Origin of the sequence: Pseudarthrobacter sp. fls2-241-R2A-168 (assembly GCF_030209335.1) — a bacterium.
Classification (GTDB): Bacteria; Actinomycetota; Actinomycetes; order Actinomycetales; family Micrococcaceae; genus Arthrobacter.
Window position 1 is genome coordinate 33481 of the sequence record NZ_JARVSG010000017.1, and the last position, 13073, is coordinate 46553.

At 58.5% G+C, this 13073-nt stretch carries 12 protein-coding genes; 8 read left to right on the forward strand and 4 right to left on the reverse strand.

Going from position 1 to position 13073, the window contains the following annotated elements; all coding sequences use genetic code 11:
* Positions 1-380 precede the first annotated feature (380 nt).
* Genes QRN11_RS12200 through QRN11_RS12210 form a run of 3 tightly spaced genes read right to left on the reverse strand, consistent with a single transcriptional unit; the run spans position 381 to position 4130 of the window.
* A complete protein-coding gene (locus QRN11_RS12200) occupies positions 381-1811 on the reverse strand; it encodes an NAD-dependent succinate-semialdehyde dehydrogenase (protein WP_285251175.1) in 1431 nt (476 codons plus the stop codon).
* A 27-nt stretch (positions 1812-1838) separates the two neighbouring features.
* Positions 1839-3038, reverse strand: coding sequence for an iron-containing alcohol dehydrogenase (locus QRN11_RS12205; protein WP_285251176.1), 1200 nt, complete (start codon positions 3036-3038; stop codon positions 1839-1841).
* A 60-nt stretch (positions 3039-3098) separates the two neighbouring features.
* Entirely contained in the window at positions 3099-4130 is a 1032-nt protein-coding gene (locus QRN11_RS12210; RefSeq protein WP_285251177.1) for an Ldh family oxidoreductase, read from the reverse strand.
* Positions 4131-4182: 52 nt separating this feature from the next.
* Here QRN11_RS12210 and QRN11_RS12215 point away from each other — a divergent pair, with 52 nt between their 5' ends.
* On the forward strand, positions 4183-4932 hold the full coding sequence (locus QRN11_RS12215; protein WP_285251178.1) for an IclR family transcriptional regulator: 750 nt from the start codon (positions 4183-4185) through the stop codon (positions 4930-4932).
* Between the two features lie 537 nt (positions 4933-5469).
* Here the strand turns inward: QRN11_RS12215 and QRN11_RS12220 are convergent.
* Positions 5470-6054: an Lrp/AsnC family transcriptional regulator gene (locus QRN11_RS12220; protein ID WP_285251179.1), complete on the reverse strand. Its 585-nt coding sequence runs from the start codon at positions 6052-6054 to the stop codon at positions 5470-5472.
* 364 nt (positions 6055-6418) lie between these two features.
* Between QRN11_RS12220 and QRN11_RS12225 the strand changes: the two genes are divergently transcribed.
* The 7 genes from QRN11_RS12225 (at position 6419) to QRN11_RS12255 (ending at position 12754) form a co-directional block, all read left to right on the forward strand.
* A complete protein-coding gene (locus tag QRN11_RS12225) occupies positions 6419-7639 on the forward strand; it encodes an aminotransferase-like domain-containing protein (protein ID WP_285251180.1) in 1221 nt (406 codons plus the stop codon).
* On the forward strand, positions 7636-8586 hold the full coding sequence (locus QRN11_RS12230) for an acetaldehyde dehydrogenase (acetylating) (RefSeq protein ID WP_285251181.1): 951 nt from the start codon (positions 7636-7638) through the stop codon (positions 8584-8586). The genes QRN11_RS12225 and QRN11_RS12230 overlap by 4 nt, the downstream gene beginning before the upstream one ends.
* The gene (dmpG, locus tag QRN11_RS12235) at positions 8583-9599 is read left to right on the forward strand and encodes a 4-hydroxy-2-oxovalerate aldolase (RefSeq protein WP_285251182.1); all 1017 of its coding nucleotides are present in this window, start codon (positions 8583-8585) and stop codon (positions 9597-9599) included. Before QRN11_RS12230 ends, dmpG begins: the two co-directional genes overlap by 4 nt.
* Before the next feature lie 286 nt (positions 9600-9885).
* Complete coding sequence (locus QRN11_RS12240) at positions 9886-10725, forward strand: substrate-binding periplasmic protein (protein WP_285251183.1); 840 nt, start codon at positions 9886-9888, stop codon at positions 10723-10725.
* Positions 10726-10742: 17 nt separating this feature from the next.
* Positions 10743-11507 (forward strand): amino acid ABC transporter permease, encoded by a 765-nt coding sequence (locus tag QRN11_RS12245; protein ID WP_285251184.1) that lies wholly within the window; start codon positions 10743-10745, stop codon positions 11505-11507.
* Between the two features lie 7 nt (positions 11508-11514).
* Positions 11515-12273: an amino acid ABC transporter ATP-binding protein gene (locus QRN11_RS12250; RefSeq protein WP_502935028.1), complete on the forward strand. Its 759-nt coding sequence runs from the start codon at positions 11515-11517 to the stop codon at positions 12271-12273.
* 274 nt (positions 12274-12547) lie between these two features.
* Positions 12548-12754: a hypothetical protein gene (locus tag QRN11_RS12255; protein WP_285251186.1), complete on the forward strand. Its 207-nt coding sequence runs from the start codon at positions 12548-12550 to the stop codon at positions 12752-12754.
* The last annotated feature ends 319 nt before the right edge of the window (positions 12755-13073 follow it).

Consider the following 13073-nt stretch of genomic DNA (forward strand, 5'->3'; position numbering starts at 1 on the left):
GTAGGCAACTACCGTCCTTGAACGGGCTCAAACTTAGCCTCGAACGCAGACGGAGCCGGCAGGGCACCGGGAAAATCGCCCGAAACCCTAAATTGCGGGAGCTTTTAAAAACGCACCTGGAGCAAGCTCGAGCCCCCACCAAACTAGCAACTGTCTACGCGCTGAATTGCCCGGACAACCGGAGATGCACGTCGTGCTGGTGACCCTGTATCTGGCCGTGTACGGGAGCCTGAATCTCGGCGTGTATCTGGGGACCTGACGGGACTATGACCGGGCGTTCGGGTTTTCGAAAGTTGCGTCCCTTGGACTGGCAGCCTTTTGAGCCCAGGGGACGGGCATAGTGCTACCCGTCCCCTGACCTTTAGTTTTTCCTGGTCTATCTAGTCAACGTTGAGGGCGATGTACTTCTCTTCGAGAAATTCTAGAATTCCCTCGGAGCTTCCCTCGCGACCGAGCCCGCTTTGCTTCATTCCGCCGAATGGTGCGGCCGGGTCACTCAGAACTCCTCGGTTCACGGCCACCATGCCGGCATCAAGTTTGAGGGAAGTGCGACGCGCTTCTGCATCCGGGCCAAAAACGTACGCCATCAGACCGAATTCTGTGTCGTTGGCCATGCGTATGGCTTCATTGACGTCCTCATAGGCTGTGACGGCAGTCACGGGGCCGAAGATTTCAGTCCGATTTATTGTGCTCCCGTGCTGTACATCTACAAGGAGTGTCGGCTGGTAGTAGGCGCCCCCGCCAATGCTGTTGCCACCAAGTTCTACACTGGCACCTTCATCCTGCGCAGTCTGGACGAGCGCGGCGACTTTGTCCCGTTCGGCCACCGAAACCAGCGCACCCAGGGTGTTCGAACGATCGAGGCCTGGTCCCACTTGAAAGTCGGCTAGGGCTGACTTCATCCGGGCTACAAAATCTCCATGCAAGCTGCTGTGCACATAAAAACGATTTGCCGCCGTACATGCCGATCCGCCATTGCGCATTTTCGCGAGGATTGATCCCTTGATTGTCAGATCGATGTCAGCGCCGGGAAGAACAATTACTGGAGCGTTCCCGCCTAGTTCCATGGAGGCACTCACCACCGTTTCTGCTGCCCCGCGAAGAAGCTCCCGGCCCACCTCTGTCGAACCTGTGAAGGACACTTTTCGGACGGCGTGATGGTCCAGCATTTTCTTGATGAGCGGACCAGTGGGTATGGGCGTTACCAAGTTGACGACGCCGTTGGGTACCCCCGCCCGCTGCAAAACATCGACCACGTACGCAGCTGTCAGAGGGGTTTCACGGGCCGGCTTGAGGATGGTTGTACATCCGGCGGCTAGAGCTGGTGCGAGTTTGCGCGTTGCCATTGCGGCGGGAAAATTCCATGGAGTAATTAGAAGTGATACTCCAATCGGCTGGCGGGTAACCACTATGTTCTTATCCCCTGACGGAGAAAGCCTGTACTCGCCAGGGATCCGTACAGCCTCTTCTGCAAACCACCGGAAGAACTCCTTGGCATAGTCTGCTTCGGCAAGAGCATCAGGGAAAGCCTTTCCATTTTCCCGGACCATGATCTCCGCGAAACGCTCGCGTTCCTCGGTCAGAATTTCATATGCGCGTCGCAGGATTTCCGATCGACGGCGGGGGGAAGTAGCGCCCCATTCTTCCTGCGCGCCTTCAGCGGCTGCGACTGCGGCAAGACAATCAGACTCAGTGGCCGCCGCGAATAGGGCGATTTCGCTCCCGTCAGATGGATCGATAACAGGGAAGCGTCGGCCTTCGCTGCCCGGGCGCCACTCCCCGCCGATGTACAAATCTGTGAAGTAAGTCAATTTCAGTTCCTTTGTCTAATGTTGGTGTTAGCTCAGCTGATTCCGGTCGCCTTCGAAGGCTGCCTCAAGAATCCTTTGAAGGAATTCGACATCCGCTGGTACGGGCGCAATCGAAACGAGGCGCTTTACGCTCGCGGCCAGCTCCGCGATCCTTGGCAGGTCCTCCCGGGCGATTCCGATTTCCCTGAGGGATTTGGGCAACCCGATCTGCAGACAGATGCGCTCAACTGCGTCGATGGCTGCAGCCGCACGGTCTTCTGCGCTGCCCGAGCATCCTGTGCCCAACGCATCCCCAATGGTTGAGAGTTCGCTGGGGATTCCAGGTGCACACGCCTGGAGGACGAAGGGAAGCATCATGCCGGTCCCGAGTCCGTGCGGCGTTTTGGTCAAAGCCCCTATGGGATACTGCAGAGCATGGGACAAGTGCGTGCCCGTGGCGCCGAAGGCCATTCCCGCTAGCAGGCTTCCATATGCCATGTCAGCCCGCGCCAGGTCATCTCCCGGGGTGGTGACGGCAGTTACCAACGACCCGCCGATCTTCCGCACTGCTTCCAGAGAGTATGGTGACGACAGTAGGTTACGGCCCACAAAAACGGGCAGGGTCTTTGACCAATCATGTACAAAGGGTGCGGCCGTGTAGGACTCTATCGCGTGCACCAACGCGTCCACACCCGAATGAGCAGTGACGGAGGCCGGCGCCCCGAAGGTCAGTTGTGGGTCAACAATCGCGGCTGACGGAACCAGATGGGGACTTGAAATCCCCACCTTGAGCTCTCGTTCCGGGTCCGAGATGACGGCAACAGGTGTAACTTCTGAACCTGTTCCGGCCGTTGTAGGTACCGCCACCAGCGGCAACACGGGCCCTGGAACCGCGTTTTCGCCATAGTAGTTGCTAAGCGGCCCGGGGTAGGACAGAAGCAACGCCACAAGTTTAGAGGCGTCGAGGGCGCTTCCACCGCCGTAGCCGAGGATAACGTCCGGCTCGAATTCGGCCGCGGTTCGAGCCGCCGCCGTCAGGGTGTCAACAGGAAGCTCAGGCTGGATGTCCGTGTATACGCGAGTTGCCGTTCCGCCGGCAGTTATCGCTGCCTTTACTTCCTGGAAAGCGTCCGTAGTAGCCAGAAACGGGTCGACCACGATGAAGACTCGTTGACCGAACTCTTTCAAAGTCTCAGCGATTGCCGCACTGGCCCCATTGCCGAAGAGCACGTTTCCGGGCAGCCGCATCGTTCCGATGGTGTTTTGCATTTTGGTCCTTTTCTATTCTCGGCTTGGATGAACCAAGCTTCAGTCCTGACAGGCGGCCTGAATCGTTGCCCAAAGTGCCCCATCTACCGGGACGCCGGCTTCCAGACGCTCGGTTCGTGTCCGACGGGCTCTGTCCCCCGGGATGCTGACCACGCCGGAATCGACGCCGCTGCCACGGATTTGCTCAAAATAGCGGGCAAGAGCCTGAGCAGACTCGTCGGCTCTCAAAACGTCAGTTGAGATCACAAGGAACAAATCACCCTTGGTTGTGGGCTGAGTTGCGTCCAAGGTTCCGGTTACTTCCGTTCCGAACGCTGTTCTGGTGAGCAGCCCTACAATGGCTTCCACGGCAATCCCAAGGGCATAACCTTTCGCCCCACCAAACGGCGAGATGGCACCTTCGGAGGCAGCGGCTGCATCCGTTGTTGGACGACCGTTCCGGTCCACGGCCCAACCGTGCGGTATTTCCAGTCCTTTTGCTTTGTAGTCCAGGATCTTGCCCATGGACACAGCCGCCGTCGACATGTCCAAAATCAGGGGAGTGTCTCCGGAGGGGACGCCGATGCCTATGGGATTCGTGCCAACTAGAGCCCCTGCCCCACCCCACGGATGGACCAACCCTTCGCTGGTAGTCATAACCATGCTCACAAAGCCAGCACTTGCCATCCGCTCTACGTAGGGCGCCAGCATCCCGATGTGATGACTGCGCCGGATGGCGGCAAGGGCGACCCCTGTGCTGGCAGCGCGAGGTAGAAGCTCGTCTATCGCTGCATGCGCCGAAACAGGACCGAACCCCAGATTTCCATCCACATCGAGCACGGATTCCGAGACCCAGGTTGTGTCCGGGGACGCTCCGGAGACAATGAGGCCAGCGTGAAGGCGGTCACAGAGCACCGGTACCCGCCGGATTCCATGGGAAGCATGCCCCCTAAGCTCAGCGTCGACGAGCTGGTTGGCTTGAACCTGAGCATCGCTTACTGTCGCTCCAGCCTTAACGAGCGCGTTAGTTACTGTCAGCCGCAATTCTTCGGCGCCCAGTAATTTATAGCTGTCCCTTGTTGGTGTTTGCATACTTTCTCCTCTTTCTTCACTTGATTATGGACACCCGATATAGTGCTTACTCATGCAGCGTCCCACTGAGCAGGACACCGAAACATCGCTGGGAAAGGCACTTGCCATTTTGGAGGCCTTCTCATTCGAACGTCCCGAGATGAGCGTTAGAGAACTTGCCCAACAATCGGGAGTATCCCGATCCACAACGCACCGCCTCGTCCTTGAGCTGCTGGATTGGGGAGCCCTCGAGAGGGGACCAGGTGGTGTGCGGTTAGGCGTAAGACTGTTCGAGCTCGGCACGTTGGCTCCGACCCATGCCACCCTGAGAGAGGCCGCCTCGCCTTTCCTGCACACGCTCAATGAGGTGACACGATTGACTGCCAATTTCGCCGTCCGTGAAGGCAACGCAATCGTCTACCTGGAGAAGATCGGCTCGCGGACACTCAAAGTTCCCCACTCACGAATGGGAGGTAGGGGATCGCTTCACGCGACGGCACTGGGTAAGGCGATTCTGGCATTCAGTGGCCCTGTGTCTCTCGAGGAACTTCTTTCCGAACCACTCCAGCCCCTGACACCCCATACGATGACAAGTCGTGCGGAACTGAATGCCGAAACACGCAAAGTCAGAAAAACCAGTGTGGCGTATGACTTGGAGGAATCACGGGAGGGCTTGTTTTGCGTAGCCTCGCCTGTCTTTGACTCACGGGGCTTGATTACAGCAGCCGTGTCTGTGACGGGAGCGACGGGACAAAGCCAGGCTGAACATTTCGCTCCTACAGTCCATGCCATCGCCCTCGGAATCACCCGCGCCTTGCGGTGATGGGAGAGTTGGAAAAACTCCCGGGACGGACCGCTGAGCGTGTACCTGGTTAGGCATCCTAAATTTAGGGGACTGCCACTTGCCGTACTGGCGTGGCTCACACCCTTTTCGCCGTACTCCTGAGATGGAGGTATGGTCGGCAAAAGGACGCCTCGTCCACCAACCTCAATAGGGTTCAAAATTTGAGGAATGTCCGAGATGTTACCTAGGGAAAGACTGACAATCTCAAATCCTTTTTCTTGACAATAAGGACTTGGATCCTCGAAGTAAGTTGTTGTCCGACCTGAAAAGGGCGGCATCTACTGGGCACGAAGTTCGCGGGACTCCCGCTGGCGAAGGTGCTTGATCCAAGAACGGGACGAGATATCGTTCTTCAACGGCGATCCGGTGAGGCGCAACCGGCTGTTTAGTACCTTGGGATAGGTCGAGGGTCTTCACGCGTGTGTCGTGGAATGTCTTTGCGGAAATGTGAAGCTTTCCGGTATACGGAGAGCCGCCGGTCAAACCAAGAATCCTCTGTGGTAGCGATCAGACGGCTCACTCGCCTGATTCGGATCTCTCCTGCAGCTCGCGTCGAACCTCGTCAAGCAGTCGCCGGTTAGGGTCCAGTCCCGGCGGCTGGCCCATGCTGATCATTGTCACTGTGGTGTCGATCCCCTCCATCTGCCAGATGCTGTCCATCAGGATCTCGCGAAGATGGATGTTGTCCCGGACTCGCATGCGCACAAGCAGGTCGAACCCGCCTGTGACGAGCGTGACCTCTTCGACTCCTCGGCTCGCTGCGAGGCAACTCATGATCGGTCCGCGATCGATCTTCATCGAGAGCTTGACGGAGATATAAACCACGGTGACTAACCCGAGAGCATCCCAGTTGACAACGGCCGAGTAGCCGGCAAGGACCCCTTTCTGCGCCAATCGAGAGAGGCGATCGGCTACTGCGGGTGCAGACATGCCTAGGCGTTCGGCCAGCTTCTTCTGGGGCAGACGACCATCGGCAGTGAGGAGCTCAAGGATCTCCAGGTCGACCTGATCGATCTGTACGCGGGCAGAGGGAGTTGAGAGATTGGTGCCGATGTTCCGGAACGTCCCGCGCGGGTGCAAGTCATCGAGGCCGTTGCTCATATGGTCCATTCTTGTCCTCCACGAACGACTTTTCGGCCAGGGCGGCCGAAACAGGACTCTACGCTAGATCACTGCATGGCGCCCAGCAATCGGCGAGACAGCACAGCGGGGTTCCTATTTATCAGGCAGTGCCCGATCATTGACTTATAAAATGTAAGCGAAAAATTCATTGACCCTATAAAAATAAGGTTGTAGGCTGCGTGTGAGCAGAGCTTGAGGGAGACCCGAGGCTTGCTCCGCAGCGGGAGCGTCAGGAAGTTTCCGCGTGATCTTTTCGTCCCGACCGCTATCTGGTATCAACCGAGGGCGACGCAATGAGGCATACGCAAGCGACGGCATCGCCGTTCGAGAGAGGAGCCGCGCTTTGAACTACAACCTGGCCGCACGAATGGAACGCGTCAAACCTTCAGCAATACGCGATCTGTTGCGATATGCAAATGACCCCGACATCGTTTCCTTCGGTGGCGGATACCCGGATCCGACGACTTTTCCAATCCATGAGATTGGCGCGATCTATGCAGATCTCGCCGTTCCGGGCAACGCGGGTGCCTTCCAGTACACGGTCTCCGATGGGCTGCCGAAGCTGCGCGGACAGATTGCTGCTCGGATGGCTGCGGACGGCACCCCGACCAACATGGAAGAAGTGCTCGTCCTTCAGGGCGCTCAACAAGGCCTCGACCTCGTGGCAAAACTGCTCCTGGACGACGGCGATGTGGTCATTACTGAGAACCCGACGTTCCTTGGCGCAATGATCGCTTTCGCGCCTATGAAGCCCACGTACGCCGCGGTGGACATGGATGAGGACGGCATGTGCACGGACGCCCTCGATGCGATGCTCACCGCGAACCCCCGCGCTAAGTTCATCTACACCGTGCCGGACTTTCACAACCCCACCGGTATCACCATGACGCTCGAGCGGCGTCGCCGACTGCTCGAAGTCGCACAGAAGCATGACGTGATCGTAGTTGAGGACTCGCCTTACCGGGACCTACGCTATGAGGGCGACGCGGTGCCCACTATCAAAAGCATGGATACGGACGGCCGCGTCATCTATCTCGGCAGCTTCTCCAAGATTCTCACACCAGGGCTGCGTCTGGGCTGGGCGGCGGCCACTCCAGAGCTCATCCAGAACCTCGGACTTCTCAAGCTGGCAGCAGACACTCAGACCAGCACCATCAACATGGCGGTGGCGTCCGAGTTCCTCGATCGCTACGACCTCGATGCGCACGTGGCACGTGTGAACGTTCAGTACAGCGCCAAGCGGGATCTGTTGCTCAACGTCTTCGACTCGGCAATGCCTCCAGGCGTCACCTACACCCGGCCTTCCGGGGGATTGTTCACGTGGCTGACGCTGCCCGAGGGTTTTGATGCGGCTCGCTTCCTGCTGGAGGAGGCGATCCCTCACGGTCGGGTGGCCTACGTTCCGGGCGGGCCGTTCTACCCGGACCGTGCCGAGCCGAACCACGCACGTCTTAGTTTCTCAAGCCTCGAGCGCGACGAGATGGTCGATGCGGCCAATCGGCTCGGTGCTTTGATCACATCCGCGGTCGACTCCGGCCGCTTCACGAAAGGAAAAGCTGCGTGAGTACGCACAAAGTCGCCATACTCGGCTCCGGCAACATCGGTTCCGACCTCATGATCAAACTGCTCGGCGGAGGCGGGTCGTTGGAACTCATCGCCTTGGTCGGCGTCGACCCGGCCTCGGATGGCTTGGCGCGGGCGCGAAACCTGGGAGTGACCGCCATTGATACCGGAGTGGCAGGACTAATCGCCATGAACGGCTTTGATGAGATCGAGTTCGTCTTCGATGCCACCTCAGCTAAGGCGCACGCTGAGAACGCGACGGCACTTGCTGAATCCGGAATCACAATGATTGACCTCACTCCGGCTGCCATCGGCCCGTTCGTCGTGCCCCCCGTCAATCTCCAGGAGCACCTAGGCGCCAAGAACGTCAACATGGTCACCTGCGGAGGTCAAGCCACGGTTCCCGTCGTCGCCGCAATCAGCTCGGTCACCACGGTGTACTACGCCGAGATTGTCGCTTCGATTTCTTCTCGTTCAGCTGGACCTGGTACCCGCGCGAATATCGACGAGTTCACGGAGACCACTGCGCGCGCTCTCAGGGATGTCGGCGGAGCCGGGCGGAGCAAGGCGATCATTGTCCTGAATCCGGCCAAGCCGCCAGTGCTGATGCGCGACACCGTCCTGGCGCTGGTCGCTCCCGGTCACGAAGCGGAGATTACCGCCGCTGTCGAACGTATGGTCGAAACTGTGGCTGCATACGTCCCAGGCTACCGCCTGAAGCAGTCTGTTCAGTTCGAGCGGATCGAGGACGTCAGTGAACTAGAAACCCTCGCTCCCGATCTGCCCGCGGCCCTCGTCCGGGTCTCGGTCTATCTCGAGGTCGAAGGCGCCGCTGACTATTTACCGGCATTCGCCGGCAACCTCGACATCATGACATCTGCTGCCGTGCAGGTTGCAGAAGAGCTAGCGCGCGTCGCGGACGCGCAGAAGGAGGTCACGGCGCGATGACCCGTGTCTACATCCAGGACGTATCTTTGCGTGACGGCATGCACGCGCTTCGCCATCGACTCCCGGTCGAGAAGGTCGCGGCGATCGCCGCAGCACTCGATGAAGCAGGCGTCGATGCCATCGAAGTTGGTCACGGGGACGGTATTGGCGGATCCAGCCTCACCTATGGAGTCAGCGGCTCGACCGATCGGGCATGGATCGAAGCCGCGGCATCGGTCGTGAAGCGGGCGCGCCTCACCACTGTCGTGATGCCCGGCATCGGCCGGATCGACGACATTAACGCCGCGCGCGACTGCGGCATTACTTCGATCCGGGTATCGGTGCTGGGTTCCGAGGGGGACGTTGCGATCCAGCACCTTGAGCACGCCCGCCGGCTCGGCCTCGACACCTCAGGCTTCCTTATGATGTCCCACGCCATCGACCCGGAGCAGCTCGGGCAGAATGCCAAAATCATGGAAGCCGCGGGCGCCGAGTGCATCTTCATCGCCGACTCCTGTGGACGTCTCACTCCGAGAGATGTGACCGCCCGCGTCGATGCTCTGCGGCAGGCACTTCGTCCGGAGACTCAAATCGGAATTCACGCGCACGAGAATCTTTCCCTGTCGGTGGCGAACTCCTTGGCTGCTGTCGACGCAGGCGCATACCGCGTAGATGCTGCGCTTGCCGGACACGGGGCGGGGGCCGGGAACGCGCCGATCGAACCCTTCGTCGCCGTGGCTAACCTCTATGGGTACGAGCATGGCGCCGACCTGTTCAAGCTGCAGGATGCAGCCGATGACCTGGTGCGCCCGCTTCAGACGGTCCCGCTCCAGGTGAATCGAGAAACATCAACGTTGGGCTATGCAGGTGTGTACTCCAGTTTCCTGCGTCATGCCGAAGCGGCGGCTTCCCGCTATGGGCTCGACACCCGAGATGTCATCGTCGCGCTCGGTGAGCGCGGCCTGGTAGGAGGACAGGAGGACATGATCGTCGATGTCGCGCTTGACCTGGTCAAGGTGCGACAGCCGGCCTGAATTCTGCCGTAATCCAGTGGAAGAGCGCCGTCGGCACCCAAAAAGAGGTCTCACTGAGACCAACTGCGACCCGACACCGGCTACCTAGTTGATCTACTAAAGTTCAACGGAATACCTTGATTGCCTTGTATTCTAAGAGTATGATCCATCAAGGCCTTTATTTAATAAAGAAAAACCTTCATTTACCCATTGTCTTGAAGCTTCCCCGGCTTCGGCGCATAAAAACCTGGCGAGACACATTTACATCTTGATCCGTATCTCGCGAGGGTCACTCAGAGGAGAAGAAATGAACTCGCACAAGAAACTGGGCCGTTTGGGAGCCTTGGCCGCACTCGCAAGCGCTGCCTTAATGCTTGCTGGTTGCTCGGGTGGGACAGGAGCCGCTGCAGGTGAAGCGGCCTCCAACGATTTCGGGCTAAAGAACCCCGGCACCATCAGCGTTGGCATCAATGGTGACGCCAAGCCCTTCACCTATAACGAAGGCGGCAAGCCCAACGGTTTCGACATCGATCTGCTCGACTACGTCGCCAAGGATCTTGGACTGCAGGTCACATACACCTCCGTCGAGTTCGCGAACCTGCTCCCGGCAGTCTCCAGTGGGCAGTACGATCTTGGCGCTGGATCGATCTCGGTTACCGAAGAGAGGCGCAAGAGGGTGGACTTCACCGACGGCTATTTCCTGCCGGTGTACTCCATCGTCACCAAGGAAGGTGCCGGCATCACGGACGCTGCAGGTCTCAAGGGCAAGCGTGTCGGATTCACCCAGGGCTCTTGGATGGATGCCTACGCGACGAAGAACTACACCGAGTCGGAGTTGGTCCGCTTCACCGACAACACCCTTGCTATGACGGGGTTCCGCAACAACGCAGTTGACGCTGTGCTCATCGATCTCCCCCTGGCGCAGGAATTCATGGAGAATAACCCGAAGGACGGGCTGACCGTGGCATTCGAGATCGCCGCGGAGGACGCTCCAGCCGCTTTTGCGCTCCCGAAGGACCGCACTGCGCTGCAAAAAGCCATCAATGAGAGCATTGCCAAATCGGTAGAAGACGGAAAGTATCAGGAGATCTTCAAGAAGTATTTCCCGGACCAAGAAGTGGCTGACATTTCGGGTCTCAAGGGCTAAGCGCTCTGGTTCTCAAGATGAACATCTTTGACAACTTCTTCAACTTTGAGGTCATGCTCAAAGCGCTCCCCGAAGTTCTGACATACGGCTTCCTGAACACGCTTTTGCTGTCGCTGTTCGCCATGATGATCGGGCTGGTGGTCGGGCTGCTCCTGGCAATCCTTGGCGTGAGCCAGAACTCGTTCCTGCGAGCGATCGCGCGGGTGTACACGGATTTGTTCCGAGGGCTGCCTGCAATCCTCACGATCCTCGTGGTCGGTTCCATCCTCGCTCAGCCCCTGTCGGGGCTCACTAAGGGCAACCCCTACGTGCTGGCGATCATCGCACTCGGACTTATCGTCGGCGCATACATCGGCGAGATCTTCCGGGGGGCCATCCAGTCGGTCGATCCAGGGCAGATGGAGGCTAGCCGTGCCTTGGGTGTCTCATACGGCACGTCGATGCGCCGGGTCATCGTACCCCAAGCTGTCCGGACGGTCTTGCCGTCACTGATGAACCAGCTCATCGCCGTCATCAAGGACAGCTCACTCGTGTACGTGCTTGGTCTCACCGCCGGTCAGCGAGAACTGTTTCGCATCGGCCAGGATGCATCGATCACCAATGGGAACCTGTCGCCTCTCGTCCTCGCAGGCGTGTCCTACCTCTTGATCACGGTCCCGCTCACGCATCTCGTAAACGTCGTGGACAAGCGCATGCGCAAGGGGAAAAACGTCAAGGCGGTAATCGATCCAGAACAGGATCTCATGACCGGAACGATCAAGGTTCAAGAGCGAGGTGTATGAAATGACGATGGCATCAGGCGTCGAAACATCGCATAAAGTCCGTCCGGTGGTGCTCAAGTTGAAGGGCTTGCAGAAGTGTTTCGGGGAGCACAACGTCCTCCGAGGCATAGATTTGGAGATCCGGAAGGGTGAGACTGTGTGTGTCATCGGTCCCTCCGGTAGTGGGAAGTCCACTGTCCTGCGCAGCATGAATCGCCTCGAAGAACCGACCGGCGGATCTATCCTTCTGAATGGAGAAGACACGGCAGCAATGTCGGTCGATGTTCTGAGGCAGAAGGTTGGCATGGTGTTCCAGCACTTCAATCTCTTCCCCCATATGACTGTCGAGGGGAACATCATGATGCCCCTCTGCGAGGTAAGAAAGCTCGGGAAAGAAGAGGCTCGGCAGATCGCACTCGCACGGCTTGAAGATGTCGGACTCAAGGAGAAGGCGCCGTTTAATCCTGCGAGCCTGTCCGGAGGACAGAAACAGCGAGTGGCTATCGCACGGGCTCTGGCGATGGAGCCCGCTCTGATGCTTTTTGACGAGGCAACCAGCGCTCTGGATCCTGAGCTCGTGAAGGGTGTGCTCGGCTTGATGCAGCGACTTGCTCAGTCGGGAATGACGATGGTGGTCGTGACTCACGAGATGGAGTTCGCTCGGAACGTTGCCGATCGCGTCGTCTTCATGGACAAAGGAATGATCGTCGAGAGCGGCACCCCCCAAGAGGTCTTCGAGCACCCGAAGACCGAGCGTCTTCAAACGTTCCTCAGCCAGGTTCTGTAATGCCACGACGGCCGGGGCACTGCGTGGTTTCCCCGTTCTGACGCAGTGCCCCGGCCGTTCTCACCTGTCCATCAATTCATGCACCTGCTCGGCCATGAGTGACATGGTCGTCGGCGCTGTCCCCCCGATGCTGACCTGTATTCCAAGGTGCGTGCTGGTGCTGGGATGCCAAGCGGAAACAAGTCACGAATTTTCGATATCTGCTGCCCCCCATTGCTTCCGGGAGGGCGAACGATGATGCGGTCCGCATGGGCTTCAAGAGCAAGGAACCTAAATGGACATTGAAAACTGGGAAAACTTGCAAGGGCAGCAAGTCCTCATCCGAAAAAATGGAAAACTGGTCCGTAACGGCCTGGTTGAAGAAGTGGCACCCGGTGGGGACGCCCTATGGATCGAAAATTACGGTGCAGATCTTCGTCAGCTTTTTCTAAAAGAGGAAGGGTACTCGGTTGAGCTAAGCCCGCCTCTTAAAGGCATGTAAGCTTCGCCGTTCAGTAGCGGCGACGCAACGATTCGCGAAATCTTTGTTAATACCCAGCGCCTGGCGGCGATTGGACGGATGCTGTTCGAGCAGGCCGACTCACCAGGCCCCGCTGACGGACATCCACCCCCCGCACCTGGTTAGGAGCGAACGGATCAGGACACCATTCCTATTTCCTGTGCCTCTCCGGACCACTTTAGACAGAACCTGAAGCTTGGGATCCTGGTTAGGCCGCTCAGCTCAACGCCTGGTGGTTGGCAGCCCTCTCGGGCCTGAGTAGGGGACGGGTGAGCACTGGCAGAAAAAGCGCCAGAGTGCA